Origin of the sequence: Acinetobacter sp. WU_MDCI_Abxb74 (assembly GCF_025513915.1) — a bacterium.
Taxonomy (GTDB): Bacteria; Pseudomonadota; Gammaproteobacteria; order Pseudomonadales; family Moraxellaceae; genus Acinetobacter; species Acinetobacter calcoaceticus_C.
This window is the reverse complement of record NZ_JAHPRP010000012.1, coordinates 48,152-62,085: the sequence shown is the minus strand read 5'-3', so window position 1 is coordinate 62,085 and position 13,934 is coordinate 48,152. Positions and strand designations below refer to the sequence as shown.

Genomic DNA, 13,934 nt, shown 5'->3' with positions numbered 1-13,934 from the left:
TATTAACCTTTTGCCGGAGTTGATGTTTTTTCTGTTGGCTGAGGTTGAGGCGTGTTTGTGTTTACAGTAATTTGTGCATTCGGCATTGGAACGAGATGCGGCGTAACAGGATCACCGGGTCGAATACGTTGTAGACCATTCACCACTACACGGTCACCCGCTTGTAAACCGCTATTGATAATTTGTAAGCCATCTTGCTGTGTACCAAGCTTCACTTCGCGATAAGCCGTTTGATTTTTAGCATCGACAACCACAACAAAACGTTTATCTTGATCGACCCCAATAGCTGTTGGACTAATCAGAATTGCTGAACGAGGTTGGCCACCACCAAGACGAATTCGAGCATATAAGCCAGGAAGTAAAACCCCATTTGGATTATCGAAAGTCGCACGAACACGAATCGTACCTGAGGTTGTATCTAGGTTATTGTCGATTGAGTTGATGGTTCCCTCACGAGAAAATCCAGTTTCATTGGCAAGCCCCATATAGACTGGTACTTGTGTTGAATTGCGCTGATTGCTGATGTATTTGAGGTAGGTTTGTTCATCAACATCGAAAGATGCATAGAGTCGGGATACAGACACTAAACTTGTTAAAACTTGTGCTCCGTTACCAGCAGAAACCACGTTGCCCACGGTCACTTCCGCACGAGAAATTCGGCCGCTGACTGGTGCAGTAATACGTGTGTATTCCAGATTTAAGCGTGCAGATTGAACGGCTGCTCTGGCTGCTTGTAGGTTAGCACTGGCTGAACGCGCATCATTTTCTGCCAGATCCAGCTCTTGGCGTGATACAGCATTACTTTGGATTAGACGCTGAATACGGGAAAGATTGGTTGCTGTATAGGTGACTTGCGCTTCGGCTGAAGCAAGTTGAGCTTTTGCACGATTCAGTTCTGCTTCGAAAGGACGTGGGTCAATGGTAAAAAGTAAATCGCCTTTTCTAACCAGACTACCATCTTTGAAGTGTACGGCAATGAGTTTTCCTGAAACCTGAGGCCGAATATCAACTTGATCAATAGCTTCTAAGCGACCGGAATATTCTTGCCAATCGGTAATGGTTTTGCTGATGACATTAGAAATATCAACAGTAGCAGCTTGTTGGGCTGTGGTCGGTGCAGCTTTTGCATCGGCATTTTTATGTAAAAACATAAAACTGCCACCCGTTGCCAAAATGGCGACAAAGATGGCAGACAGCGCGAACTGTTTGCGAGAAAATGACATGAGGTGCTCCTACTTATTTGGATACCTGTTTTCAGACTTTTAGTTATGGTCCGTATGGGAGAAACAGGGTTTATGGGATGAACGGAGCATAAAAGTTTGTCAATCACGAATAAATATATTAAATTCGATAACACTATTCGTATTTTTATAACAATTGATGTGTTTGAATTAAAAAATGCATTAATAGGAGTGTGCGTGTGGATCTATTTCATGCCATGAAAGTATTTAACAAAGTTGTCGAAACAAATAGTTTCAGTTTAGCGGCTGACAGTTTAGGCTTACCGCGCGCTTCTGTGACGACAACCATTCAGGGTTTAGAGAAACATTTACAAGTTCGGTTATTGAACCGAACCACCCGCAAACTCAGTTTGACACCCGATGGCGCGGTTTATTATGAACGTTCTGCACGAATTTTAGCCGATGTTGAAGATGTTGAATCGAATTTTCATGATTCGGAACGTGGGCCACGAGGACGACTACGTATTGATGTTAAAGCCTCGATTGGGCGGCTGATTCTCATTCCGATGCTTTGTGATTTTCATGCCAAGTATCCCGATATTGATTTGGTGATTGGAATGAGTGATCGCCCAGTCGATTTGGTGCAAGATGCGGTGGACTGTGTCATTCGTATTGGACAGTTAAAAGATTCAAGTTTAGTTGCCCGTCGTATCGGAACAATTCAGTGTGTGACCGTTGCTGCACCTCGTTACTTGGCGGAACATGGCGAACCGGAAACTATTGATGACTTAAAAAAACATCAGGTCGTGCATTACTTTAATAGTCGTACCGGACGTAATATCGACTGGGATTTTATGGTTGATGATGAGATTCATAGCGTTGGCGTGAAAGGGCGCGTTTCTGTCAACGATGGTGATTCATATGTCGATTTGGCTGTACAGGGTTTTGGCTTAATTCAGTGCCCATATTATATGGTGGCGAAACATCTGGAGGATGGCTCGCTCAAGGAAGTGCTGACTGAATGGTTGCCAGCACCCATGCCAATTTCAGTCGTATATCTACAAAACCGTCATTTATCGCCTAAAGTTCGTGTGTTTGTTGATTGGGTTGCCGAATTATTTGCAGGTTGTCCATTGTTGAGTGGTTGCTCAATGGTATGGGATCAGAAATGTGAATTTGCCAGCGCCAAAGAACATAACCATGAATACACCATTCGGACATTGGTCGAAAATGAAAATATGGCAGAGGCTTATACACTCAAAAACTAACTTTTCAATTTGATTGTTTTTTCAACATTTAATCGGTTAATAAGATCTGCTGTTTTGACATCTTCCTGATTCTTTAACTTATGGTATAAAAATTGCAATTATTTCGGCAGAAGAGTAAGTTTGAAATACTCAAGTTTTTATCACCTTATTTGGATTTCAAGGAGAAGCTTCAAGATGGCAAGCTTTATGAAAAAAATGTTCGTTTCAACAACCTTAGTTCTGGCTGCTGTTGCGTCGAATGTGCAAGCAAAGGATTGGAAGGTGATTCGTTTTGGTACTGAGTCCTCTTATGCGCCGTTTGAATATAAAACACCAGATGGCAAGTTAACTGGTTTTGATGTTGATTTGGGTAATGCCATTTGTGCAAAACTTAAAGCCAAATGTGTTTGGGTTGAAAACTCTTTTGATGGGATGATTCCAGCACTTAAAGCGAAAAAATTTGATGGCATTCTTTCATCAATGACGGTGACTGATGAACGTGCAAAACAAATTTTGTTTAGTAGCAAAATCTACAATACGCCAACGCGCATGGTTGCAAAAAAAGGCTCGCCGTTATTACCGACAGCTGCATCATTGAAAGGTAAACGTGTAGGTGTACAACAGGGCACAATTCAAGAAACTTATGCTAAAACCTATTGGGCACCAAAAGGTGTAACCGTTGTACCTTATCCAGTGCAAGATTTGATTTATCAAGACATGATGTCAGGTCGTTTAGATGCAACGTTACAAGATGCAATCATGGTTGATGGTGCTTTCTTAAAACAACCAAAAGGCAAAAACTTTGGTTTTGTCGGTGGCAATGTAGTTGATGCAAAAACACTGGGTGTAGGCGCAGCGATTGGTTTACGCAAAGAAGATGCAGATTTGAAAGCGAATATTGATAAAGCACTCGCAGCAATCATTGCAGATGGTACATACAAGAAACTAGAGAAAAAATATTTCTCCTTTAACATTTACTAATGATGTGAAAAATGTCGGCTGAGTGCCGACATTTTTAAATCTATTCTCATCTCATCAATATTAGATATTGTTTTTAAGGAGAAGATGAGTCATGTTTTTATCTGGCTATGGGCCACTCCTTCTCAGCGGGACATGGATGACCCTCCAGCTTGCGCTGTTGTCACTTTTGCTTTCTGTCATTATTGGCTTAATTGGTGCGAGCTCAAAACTCTCTAGTTTTAAAGCCTTACGCTATATTGCGACCGCCTATACCACACTCATTCGTAGTGTGCCTGACTTGGTGATTATGCTGCTGTTATTTTATAGCTTGCAGTTGGGTCTAAACCAAATTACTGAATCACTGCAAATGGACCAAATTGATATCAACCCATTTGTGGCTGGGGTGATTACTTTAGCGTTCATTTATGGTGCATATTTTACCGAGACCTTTCGTGGTGCATTTCAATCGGTTCCAACAGGGCAAATTGAAGCAGCAATGGCCTATGGTATGACCCCTTGGCAGGTTTTTCGCCGTGTATTATTCCCTCAAATGATGCGTTTTGCGTTGCCAGGTATTGGTAACAACTGGCAAGTCTTGATTAAGGCAACCGCACTGGTTTCAATTATTGGCCTGACTGACATTGTAAAAATTACGCAAGATGCAGGTAGAGGTACCATGCAGCTGTTCTTTTTCAGCATCGTGGCTGCTGCGATTTATTTGGCAATTACTACCGTCTCGAACCTGATTTTAATGTGGCTTGAACGTCGTTATTCTGCCGGTGTGAGGAAGGGACAATTATGATTGAAATCCTTCAACAATATTGGCAGGCATACCTTTGGACAGATGGTTTACAAATAACCGGAGTGGCGATGACTGCTTGGTTGTTGGTACTTTCTATTGGTATTGGTTTTGTGCTTGCTGTGCCTTTGTCACTTGCACGAGTATCAGAAAATCTTTGGTTACGTGGCCCAGTTTGGTTGTATACCTATATTTTCCGTGGCACACCACTGTACATCCAATTGCTGATTATTTACTCAGGCATTTACAGCTTTGATTACATCCATGAACATCAGACGCTTGATGCGTTTTTTCGAGAGGGTATAAATTGCACCATTTTGGCATTCGCGCTCAATACTGGTGCATATACCACTGAAATTTTCGCTGGGGCAATCCGTTCTATTCCACATGGCGAGATTGAAGCTGCACAAGCTTTTGGAATGTCAAAATGGAAACGCTATACCCGCATTATTATTCCATCGATGTTGCGCCGTGCTTTACCATTTTACGGTAATGAAGTCATTTTAATGCTGCACGCGACAACCATTGCATTTACAGCAACTGTTCCTGATATTTTGAAAATTGCGCGTGATGTAAATGCGGCAACCTATGACACCTTCAATGCTTTTGGAATTGCCGCAGTGTTGTATGCGATGCTGGCATTTATTTTGATTTGGCTGTTTCGTCGGCTTGAAAAACGTTGGTTGGCATTTTTAAAGCCATCGAATCATTAGGAGACATAAATGGAACACGTTGCAAAACTAGTGATTCGCGATTTACATAAGACATTTGGTGATCATGAAGTACTTAAAGGAATATCACTTGATGCAAATGCTGGTGATGTCATTAGTATTATCGGTTCATCTGGTTCAGGTAAAAGTACTTTACTGCGCTGTATCAACTTTTTAGAACAACCGAGCAATGGCACCATTAAGCTTAATGGTGAAAAACTACGCACAGTCTTTGATAAAAAAGGCAATTTAAAAGTGGTTGACCCAAAGCAACTACAAAAAATGCGTACCCAGCTCATGATGGTATTCCAGCATTTTAATTTATGGTCGCACATGACGGTGCTGGAAAATGTGATTGAAGGGCCAATTCATGTACTTGGGGTAAAACGTGCTGAGGCAGAAGAACGAGCACGAAAATATCTACGTAAAGTTGGATTGCCTGAAAATGTTGAAAGTAAATATCCAGCATTTTTATCTGGTGGTCAGCAGCAACGTGTAGCGATTGCTCGTGCTTTGGCGATGGAACCGGAAGTCATGTTGTTTGATGAACCAACCAGCGCGCTTGACCCAGAGTTGGTGGGTGAAGTACTAAAAGTAATGCAGGGTTTGGCTGAAGAAGGACGTACTATGATTGTGGTAACACATGAAATGGGCTTTGCACGTCATGTGTCTAATCAAGTGATTTTTTTGCATCAAGGGAAAATTGAAGAACAGGGTCATCCTGATGAAGTACTCAATAACCCGAAAAGTGAACGTTTAAAGCAATTTTTAACGGGTAGTTTAAAATAAGCTGTTCATACCGAGTATGGTGAAATTTTTTACAAAGGATTCTCACCGTACTCGGTTGCTTTTTAATTATATTTTATAAATGAGTATTTTTAGAAAATACATTAATAATCACGATACCTGCGATCATTAGAGTTAAACCAATGCAGGCTGCTAAGTCTAAATGCTGTTTGTAAAATATCCAGCCAATGGCTGAAATTAAAATAATACCTGCACCAGACCAAATGGCGTATGCAATTCCGATCGGAATCGTTTTTAGCGTAAGGGACAATAAATAAAAAGCAATTGCATAGCCTACAACTGTAATGATAGATGGAATCGGAACAGTAAAACCTTGAGATGCTTTTAAGGCTGAAGTTGCAATGACTTCACAAGCAATCGCAATTGCTAAATAAAGATAAGACATGGGGAGCTGCGCCAGAATGAGTTTTAATCAATCTATATGAAATGTTGAAATGGTTTGACCAGTTTTAACGATTATTTAATTTTTTTGGTACAAAAATATTAGTAAATCAAACTGAACTGATAAATTGATTTTATCACTAGCAAAGCAATATAAACCATTAATAAAAACTAATCGCCAATGGTTAAAGCGCCATGTTTAATCGACAGCATAAGCTAGGATTGATGCTCTCATATCTCTCTTCACATGCTATAAATTATGAATGAGTAGCGATTTTGCCCATATTGTTTTGGGAGGTAAGCATATTTTTTGCTAGCTCTCCTAGGCGCATCAAAGCGTTTAACATTTTTGGATTCAACTCAAAACAAGCTGCAATACGTAAACAATGACTAAAACGTTTATCAGCTGAACACAAAATTCCCGGCATACATAAGATTTTTTCATCCATTGCCTGATGAAACAGTTCTAATGTGTCGATAGATTCGGGTAGTTCTAGCCATAAAATAAATCCCGCTTGTGGGCGACTGACTCGAGTACCGAGCGGGAAATAACGACAAATATAAGACTTGATGGTGTCAATTTGTTGTTGATAGCGTTTTTTGAGCTGACGTAAATGCAGGTCATAACCGCCATTTTCTAAGAAAAGTCCTAAGGTTTCGGTGAGTAAGACTGGTTCTGCAACAGTTGTCGTAAATTTAAGTTGCTGCACAATATTACGAAAGCGCCCAGCTTCTAACCAACCAATTCGATAGTCAGGTGCCACAGTCTTGGTATAGCTACTACATACGAGTACCCATCCATTTTGATCAAATGCCTTAATGTTGGGTAAGAGGGGTTCGGCTAGTTGCAATTCGGCATACATCGCATCTTCAATAACAGGAACTTGAAACTGATTAGCTAGCTCTGCCAAGCGACGGCGGCTACTTTCAGGCATACTAAAACCGAGAGGATTATGTCCTGTTGGAATCGTTAATATAGCTTGTACACTTTGTGATTTTAATAGCTCCTCAAGCGTATCTAGACACATGCCTGTATGCGGCGAAGTCGGCACTTCTACAATTTTTCGGCCTAAATTATGAAGGAGTGGGTACAAATTATGAAAAGTAGGAATCTCAAGAGCTACGGTGTCACCCGCTTGAGTGGTGGCCATAATTGCGAGACTTAAAGCTTCCATCGTGCCGTGAGTCAGCACAATATCATCTGCTGAAAGAAACATGCCCAGTTGCAAGCTTCGTCTAGCAATTTGTGTGCGTAGTCGTGTTGACCCGGGTGGTAAGGTATAGCTTTTAAAAATATCTGGTTGTGTCCGTAAAACCTGTGCAGTTAAGCGTTTTAAACGTTCAATAGGATAGAAATTTTCTCCTGAGGGGCAAGCTAAAGCCAAATTAATATAGGTTGGGTCCATTTGCTTTTTAACGATTTGTGCGAGAAAACAGCTAATACCTGAAAGTGGCACTTTTTCTTCACTGACATAACGCTCTTCGAGTTCTGGCAAATTTGAAGGTGCATGACAAACATAGTAGCCAGATTGAGGTCGAACGGAAATCAAACCTTGATCTTCAAGCTGACGATACGCTTCCTTTACAGTGTTAATGCTGACCTGATAATGGTTTGCACAGTCTCGTATTGAAGGTAGACGCGAACCAATAGGTTGCCGCCCATTCTGAATTTGAAGGGTTAAGTCATCACTTACTTTTTTATATTTGTACATATCAATTCATTAAAAAGCCAAAGCAATGGGTACACTTTATAGTGATCTGTTATTTATCTCAAATATTGTGATTACTTTAGATTGGTCTGTTTAATCGAGTTCTGAACTTAAAAACTGTGTCTATTATTTTTCATATTAACTGATACTGTAACCATTAAAAATAAATCAGTAAGATCAAAAAATGGTAAGGAATTAAAACCATAATTTTTTAATATCAAAATGAGTAGGAGTGGTCTATGTCCGTTGTAGCATTTAAACAAGTTGATGTTTTTACTTCACAAGTATTTAAAGGAAATCCTGTCGCGGTGATTATGGACGCTAGTACCTTAACATCTGAACAAATGCAGGCGATTGCCAATTGGACCAATCTCTCTGAAACTACATTTGTATTGCCTGCTACAGATTCGCAAGCCGATTATCAGGTTCGAATTTTTACTCCGCAAAGTGAATTACCATTTGCAGGCCATCCTACAATCGGCACAGCCCATGCTTTACTTGAAGCTGGTCTAATTTCGGCTAAAGAAGGAAAATTGGTACAGCAATGTAGTGCAGGTTTAGTTGCTCTTACGGTAAGTGAATTAAATCATATTTCCTTTGAACTACCAGAACCTAAAATTACACCTTTAGATCAAACCCAGACTGAAAAACTAGCAGCGATTTTAAAATGTGAAATTAATACGCAATGGAATGCCACATTAGTTGATGTAGGCGCACGCTGGGTTGTCTTGCAAGCTGTAAACGCGCAAGCTGTTTTAGATAGCCAACCAGACTTTGCTGCTTTAAAACAACATGATTTAGAAATGAAAGTTGGTGGAGTGACGGTTTATGGTTTTTATGAAAATAATGATGAGCAAAAACATATAGAAGTCCGCTCATTTGCTCCTTCAATTGGAATAAATGAAGATCCAGTTTGTGGTAGTGGTAATGGCAGCGTAGCGTCTTTTATTCGTTACCATGGTATTTTGCCAGCACAGAACGACGTAGTTCTTTCTTCACAAGGGCGCGTTTTAGGACGTGACGGACAGCTTCAACTAAATTTATATCAAGATAAAATTTTAGTAGGTGGAACTGCTGTTACCTGTATCGATGGTACGATTAACCTATAAAACAGATATAAAAAAACCGAGGTAAAGTCCTCGGTTTTTTAATTAGAAAATCTTATTTTTCTACGAAAGCACGTTCAATTACGTAGTCGCCCATTACACCCATACGAGGTGATTCAACTAAACCATGTTCGTCAAGTAGCGCAGCAACGTCTTTTAAGAAAGCAGGGCTACCGCAAAGCATTGCGCGGTCAGTTTCACGGTTAAAGCGTGGTAAACCAACTTTTTCGAATAAAGCACCAGTTTCAATTGCAGTGGTAACACGGCCTTGAGTGTGGAAAGGTTCACGAGTTACAGTAGGGTAGTAAACAAGTTTGTCTTTAATGCCTAATTCTTCAAAGAATTCATGGTTTGGAAGTTCATTCAAGATAAGGTCTTGATAAGCTAATTCAGAAATATAACGTGTGCCATGAACAACAATTACTTTTTCAAAGCGTTCGTAAGTTTCTGGGTCACGAATAATTGACAAGAATGGAGCAAGACCAGTACCAGAAGATAAAAGGTACAAGTTTTTACCTGGTAAAAGGTCATCATGAACCAAAGTACCTGTCGGTTTTTTAGAAATTAAAATTTCATCGCCAACTTGTACTTTTTGCAAAATCGAAGTTAAAGGACCATCTTGTACTTTAATTGAGAAGAATTCTAACTCTTCTTCGTAGTTTGCACTTGCAATCGAATACGCACGCATTAACGGTTTGCCATTCACTTCAAGTCCGATCATTACGAACTGACCATTTTTAAAACGTAAGCTAGTGTCGCGTGTAGTTTTAAAACTGAAAAGGGTGTCATTCCAGTGGTGAACATGAGTAATGCGTTCGACGTTAAAAGCAGCCATTAAAGGTCTCGATCACGATTAAAAGAAAACAGATTGCTATTCTAATCTAATTTCATTCCCGATAAACTGAATATATTTAATTGTGTTTATAAGAAAAAGTGATGATCAACTCTGTCACCTTCCCCATAATCGGCCACATGTGTTCTCCATATCGAGAAAAATTCGGTATTCCACGCCAGCCTAATTTGGTAAATATTGAGTCATATATCGACATGGTAGAACCTTATAATGACTTGTTGGCTTTTGAAGGAATTGAACAATTTAGTCATCTCTGGCTAGTTTGGCAGTTTCATGACAATAAAAATCAGGGTAGTGCAGATAAATTCCGTCCTCAGGTTCGTCCACCACGATTAGGGGGTAATGAAAAAATTGGCGTATTTGCAACACGTAGCATGTATCGACCCTCTCCAATTGGGCTGTCAGTGGTAAAGCTGAATAAAGTTGAAAAAGTCGGTAAGTCAGTTCGTGTCTATGTCACTGGCAGCGATTTATTAAATGGCACTCCTATTTTAGACATCAAACCCTATATTCAATATTCTGATGCGATTGCTGAAGCACAAAGTGGTTATGCACATGCAGAACCAGAGCGTAAATCAGTCATTTGGTCTGAATCTGCTCTCATTGCTCAAAAATATTTTCTACAAAATAAAGAAATGAATTCTCAATATCTTGATGAGCTTGAACAAGTTTTAGCTTTAGACCCTCGGCCTGCCTATCAAGAAGACCCTGAACGAATTTATAAAATGAAATTCTCAAGTTTCGATATTCATTTTAAAGTTGATCAATTTATAGTTACAGTGGTTGATGTCGTGAAGACTTCTTCAGCCACTCAATAAAGATATTTTTAAAACCAATGGATATTGAGCCAAAGTAAAGCAATGAATATAGCCATATGAATAAGTTGGGCGGGAACGAAAGCCAGTGCATAGGGCAGCCCGCCCGAAATTGCAGAGTTCACACTTTTGGCAAGTGCATGCACTGCAAAGCCTCCTAAAAAGGCAATTAATAAAGGCGTCATATGTGTGCTATCAGGTTCACCTTGTACAATGACTGCCGCAATAGCTGCATGTATTTCAAATAAAGAAGCGAGCAGGGTTCCAGCGATTAATCCTGCATCGCCTAAAGATATACTTAAACCATAAACACCTGCCTGAATGAGGGTGAGTGTTCCGGCAATAATAATGGCTTCTTTTAAGCTGAACATTCTTGAGTCGAGTTCGGGTGAACTAGTGCTAGGCTCTGTTTTACGTAATAAAATAAAGGCCCATATTGCTAAAACAACTAATGCAATAAGTGTAGGAAATATAATCAACTTAAACCAAGCAAAACTAATACCGATCACAATAATTAAGGTCTGAATGAGCGTTGAAACACAAGACATTAATGCAGCACCTGCATTTGTGGTGGCATTCGCACGACCAGAGCGTACTTCTAAACCCAGACTGGCAATAGCTGCTGTACTGGAAACAAAACCTGAAGCTAAAGAAGAAAGTAATAATGCATTTTTAGAGGAGAGTAACCGCTTCGCAATATGCGCGAGTGCTTGCACAAATAAAATTAAAGTAAGTAATTTTAAAATGACATGTGGATTTAAAACAGGCCCCCAGAAAGGCTTATTAGGAACTAAAGGCAACGCAATTAAGAGCAAGGCGAGTAGGAAAATACCATCACGCAATTCTGATTCGGTAATCCACTGACTAGCAATGCCATGCATAGATTGCTTAGCCAATAAAATAATTGTCATGATGACGGCTAGTCCAGCAGCCAATGAGATATTCCAAATACAAAGTGCCCCAATGAAGTAGGTCATGATAAAGGCAAGTTCAGTGGTCACACCAGGGTCATTTGGCTGATTTTTGAGAGATACAATACTGATTGCCCCAATGATTAAAGCTCCAACAATCCCAATTGAAGTGCCAAATAAAAAACAGATTGCTCCTAATAGCGCACTAATTGCAAAAGATCTGAAACCAGCGAAAGTTTTATATTCATGTTTAAGCTTACTTCGTTCACGTTCTAGACCAATTAATAAGCCACAACCGAGAGCCGCAGCAATGACTGTAATGAATTCTTCAAAAGATGCTGTTTGTAATGACGTTGTCATTGGAAGTTCCATATTACTTCCTCTTTGGTTTATTGTTATATGTAGATTTTAATCATTTTAAAATCAGATGTTCGCCTTCAGTTTATGCTTTTTATTATGGTGAGCATAGTGTCTTTTTTAGACAAAGCAACGTACAAAATATTTTTATAAACATGACCTGTGACGCAAAAAAATATTAAGCTGAAAATTAGTTTAATTAATTGAAGTTGAAGGATATTTGAAAATTGAATTTAAATAAATTGGGGTAAGTTAAATCAAAAATATCTCTGCTATATTGTAAAAATATATTGGGGATAACGCATGAATGCACATGTAGACGTAGATACATATTGGTGTCTAGAACAACTATTACAAGAAGGCCGTATTACAGAACGAGATAAATTACTGGTACAGTCAAGCCAGCGCCAAAAAGACCAGTTGAAATGGCATCCTTTACAGTGGATCGCACATTTTAATTTAAAAGATCAGCAGCACACACAGGCCCATTTAAGTTTAAATCGTTTGTGCTTATGGTTTGCAGATCGGGTTCAACTTCCTCTATTTGTGATTGATCCTTTAAAGGCAGATGTGAGTGCTTTAACTCAAGTCATGTCACAAGAATTTGCTATTCGCAATCATATTTTAGCTGTCGAAATTCATGCCGATCGAATTGTGATTGGAACAGACCAGCCATTTCAAACAGATTGGTTCAATAATCTTGAACGAAGTCTAGCTCCTAAAAAAATTGAGCGGGTATTACTCAATCCCGAACAGTTACAACGTTATTTGCGAGAATATTATCAGGTCAGTCGGGCGGTAAACTCAGCTCAAAAAGATGCAGCTCATGACCGTGAAAATAAAAATGTTGAAGCTCTTTTACAGCTTGGGGATAGCCAAAACCCAGATGCGAATGATCAGCATATTGTGAAATTAGTTGATTGGATTTTACAGTTTGCATTCGAGCAGAGCGCCAGCGACATTCATATGGAACCGCGCAAAGATAATGGTAAAGTCAGGTTTCGTATTGATGGGGTTTTGCACACCATTTATAACATGCCTTCAAATACGCTGACCGCCGTGATTGCACGTATTAAGATTTTAGGACGTTTAAATGTCGCCGAAAAGCGCAAACCACAAGATGGTCGATTAAAAACTCGGACGCCAAAGGGGCAAGAAACAGAGCTACGTTTATCAACTTTGCCAACTGCATTTGGTGAAAAACTGGTTATGCGTATTTTCGACCCAGATGTGTTGGTACGTTCTTTTCATCAACTGGGTTTTGAAGAGAGCCTATTACAACAGTGGCAGCAATTAACAAAAAATAGTCATGGCATTATTTTAGTCACGGGTCCTACAGGTTCAGGTAAAACGACAACGCTATATTCTTCGTTAAAGCAGCTCGCAACAGATCAGGTTAATGTATGTACTATTGAAGATCCAATTGAAATGTTAGAGCCTAGTTTTAACCAGATGCAGGTCAACAATGCAATTGAATTAGGCTTTGCAGATGGTGTGCGGGCACTCATGCGTCAAGACCCCGACATTATTATGATTGGGGAAATTCGTGATCAAGATACGGCGAATATGGCAATTCAAGCGGCATTAACCGGTCATTTAGTATTATCAACTTTACACACCAATGATGCGCCGTCCAGTTTAACTCGCTTGCACGATTTAGGTGTTCAGCCATTTCTTACTGCCGCAACAATTTTGGGTGTTCTCGCGCAACGTTTAGTGCGACAGCTTTGCCCACACTGTAAACAACAAGCACAAATTAATGAGGACGAGTGGCAGCACCTAACATTCGATTACATTATAGAAATGCCAGAAAAAGTCTATCAGGCTGTTGGATGTGAACAATGTCGTCATACAGGTTATAAGGGGCGAATCGGTATTTATGAATTTATGCCAGTAAGTCTTGAGCTTAAGCATCTTATGAGTAGCCATATAACTTTAAATGATTTGAGAACACAAACTAAGAAAGAAGGTATAGAACCCTTAAGAATTGCGGGTGCTCGTAAAGTCATTGATGGTCTTACGACTCTAGAAGAGGTATTGCGGGTTGTGCCCTTAAATTAAGTTTTTCTTAAGATTCACCTCATTTATGCATGATGTA

13 protein-coding genes are annotated in these 13,934 nt (G+C 39.7%); 8 read left to right on the top strand and 5 right to left on the bottom strand.

Features of this window, described 5'->3' with window-relative positions; translation table 11 throughout:
• Positions 1-2: 2 nt before the first annotated feature.
• A complete protein-coding gene (locus KTH84_RS16565; protein WP_262474295.1) occupies positions 3-1,223 on the bottom strand; it encodes an efflux RND transporter periplasmic adaptor subunit in 1,221 nt (406 codons plus the stop codon).
• Between the two features lie 197 nt (positions 1,224-1,420).
• Here KTH84_RS16565 and KTH84_RS16560 point away from each other — a divergent pair, with 197 nt between their 5' ends.
• The 5 genes from KTH84_RS16560 (at position 1,421) to KTH84_RS16540 (ending at position 5,686) form a co-directional block, all read left to right on the top strand.
• On the top strand, positions 1,421-2,449 hold the full coding sequence (locus KTH84_RS16560) for a LysR family transcriptional regulator (protein WP_042897199.1): 1,029 nt from the start codon (positions 1,421-1,423) through the stop codon (positions 2,447-2,449).
• A 174-nt stretch (positions 2,450-2,623) separates the two neighbouring features.
• Positions 2,624-3,409 carry an ABC transporter substrate-binding protein gene (locus KTH84_RS16555; RefSeq protein ID WP_262474292.1) on the top strand — a complete coding sequence of 262 codons (786 nt, stop codon included), beginning with the start codon at positions 2,624-2,626 and terminating at the stop codon, positions 3,407-3,409.
• A 91-nt stretch (positions 3,410-3,500) separates the two neighbouring features.
• A complete protein-coding gene (locus KTH84_RS16550; RefSeq protein ID WP_080027501.1) occupies positions 3,501-4,190 on the top strand; it encodes an ABC transporter permease in 690 nt (229 codons plus the stop codon).
• Positions 4,187-4,900: an ABC transporter permease gene (locus KTH84_RS16545; RefSeq protein ID WP_262474288.1), complete on the top strand. Its 714-nt coding sequence runs from the start codon at positions 4,187-4,189 to the stop codon at positions 4,898-4,900. Before KTH84_RS16550 ends, KTH84_RS16545 begins: the two co-directional genes overlap by 4 nt.
• A 9-nt stretch (positions 4,901-4,909) precedes the next feature.
• Positions 4,910-5,686, top strand: a complete 777-nt coding sequence (locus KTH84_RS16540) for an ABC transporter ATP-binding protein (RefSeq protein ID WP_262474285.1) — start codon at positions 4,910-4,912, stop codon at positions 5,684-5,686.
• Between the two features lie 73 nt (positions 5,687-5,759).
• On the opposite strand, the gene abeS is transcribed toward KTH84_RS16540, so the two are convergent.
• Positions 5,760-6,089: a multidrug efflux SMR transporter AbeS gene (gene abeS / locus KTH84_RS16535; protein ID WP_004791191.1), complete on the bottom strand. Its 330-nt coding sequence runs from the start codon at positions 6,087-6,089 to the stop codon at positions 5,760-5,762.
• A 253-nt stretch (positions 6,090-6,342) separates the two neighbouring features.
• The gene (locus KTH84_RS16530) at positions 6,343-7,803 is read right to left on the bottom strand and encodes a PLP-dependent aminotransferase family protein (protein WP_262474337.1); all 1,461 of its coding nucleotides are present in this window, start codon (positions 7,801-7,803) and stop codon (positions 6,343-6,345) included.
• A 230-nt stretch (positions 7,804-8,033) separates the two neighbouring features.
• On the opposite strand from KTH84_RS16530, the gene KTH84_RS16525 reads away from it, so the two are divergent.
• Positions 8,034-8,903, top strand: a complete 870-nt coding sequence (locus tag KTH84_RS16525; RefSeq protein ID WP_262474283.1) for a PhzF family phenazine biosynthesis protein — start codon at positions 8,034-8,036, stop codon at positions 8,901-8,903.
• Between the two features lie 52 nt (positions 8,904-8,955).
• Here KTH84_RS16525 and KTH84_RS16520 read toward each other — a convergent pair whose 3' ends face one another.
• The gene (locus KTH84_RS16520) at positions 8,956-9,735 is read right to left on the bottom strand and encodes a ferredoxin--NADP reductase (protein ID WP_005039353.1); all 780 of its coding nucleotides are present in this window, start codon (positions 9,733-9,735) and stop codon (positions 8,956-8,958) included.
• A 101-nt stretch (positions 9,736-9,836) separates the two neighbouring features.
• On the opposite strand from KTH84_RS16520, the gene tsaA reads away from it, so the two are divergent.
• Positions 9,837-10,571, top strand: coding sequence for a tRNA (N6-threonylcarbamoyladenosine(37)-N6)-methyltransferase TrmO (tsaA, locus tag KTH84_RS16515; RefSeq protein WP_262474280.1), 735 nt, complete (start codon positions 9,837-9,839; stop codon positions 10,569-10,571).
• Between the two features lie 8 nt (positions 10,572-10,579).
• Here the strand turns inward: tsaA and KTH84_RS16510 are convergent, their stop codons facing one another.
• Positions 10,580-11,851 (bottom strand): MgtC/SapB family protein, encoded by a 1,272-nt coding sequence (locus KTH84_RS16510; protein ID WP_262474277.1) that lies wholly within the window; start codon positions 11,849-11,851, stop codon positions 10,580-10,582.
• Between the two features lie 288 nt (positions 11,852-12,139).
• Here KTH84_RS16510 and KTH84_RS16505 point away from each other — a divergent pair, with 288 nt between their 5' ends.
• Positions 12,140-13,897: a GspE/PulE family protein gene (locus KTH84_RS16505; RefSeq protein WP_262474274.1), complete on the top strand. Its 1,758-nt coding sequence runs from the start codon at positions 12,140-12,142 to the stop codon at positions 13,895-13,897.
• Positions 13,898-13,934: the final 37 nt, after the last annotated feature.

Excerpts from the sequence above, each read along its gene's own strand:
- KTH84_RS16520 (WP_005039353.1), bottom strand. The coding sequence starts at position 9,735 with ATGGCTGCTTTTAACGTCGAACGCATTACTCATGTTCACCACTGGAAT.
- KTH84_RS16555 (WP_262474292.1), top strand. The coding sequence starts at position 2,624 with ATGGCAAGCTTTATGAAAAAAATGTTCGTTTCAACAACCTTAGTTCTG.
- KTH84_RS16540 (WP_262474285.1), top strand. The coding sequence starts at position 4,910 with ATGGAACACGTTGCAAAACTAGTGATTCGCGATTTACATAAGACATTT.
- tsaA (WP_262474280.1), top strand. The coding sequence starts at position 9,837 with ATGATCAACTCTGTCACCTTCCCCATAATCGGCCACATGTGTTCTCCA.
- KTH84_RS16565 (WP_262474295.1), bottom strand. The coding sequence starts at position 1,223 with ATGTCATTTTCTCGCAAACAGTTCGCGCTGTCTGCCATCTTTGTCGCC.
- KTH84_RS16525 (WP_262474283.1), top strand. The coding sequence starts at position 8,034 with ATGTCCGTTGTAGCATTTAAACAAGTTGATGTTTTTACTTCACAAGTA.
- KTH84_RS16505 (WP_262474274.1), top strand. The coding sequence starts at position 12,140 with ATGAATGCACATGTAGACGTAGATACATATTGGTGTCTAGAACAACTA.
- abeS (WP_004791191.1), bottom strand. The coding sequence starts at position 6,089 with ATGTCTTATCTTTATTTAGCAATTGCGATTGCTTGTGAAGTCATTGCA.
- KTH84_RS16545 (WP_262474288.1), top strand. The coding sequence starts at position 4,187 with ATGATTGAAATCCTTCAACAATATTGGCAGGCATACCTTTGGACAGAT.
- KTH84_RS16550 (WP_080027501.1), top strand. The coding sequence starts at position 3,501 with ATGTTTTTATCTGGCTATGGGCCACTCCTTCTCAGCGGGACATGGATG.
- KTH84_RS16510 (WP_262474277.1), bottom strand. The coding sequence starts at position 11,851 with ATGGAACTTCCAATGACAACGTCATTACAAACAGCATCTTTTGAAGAA.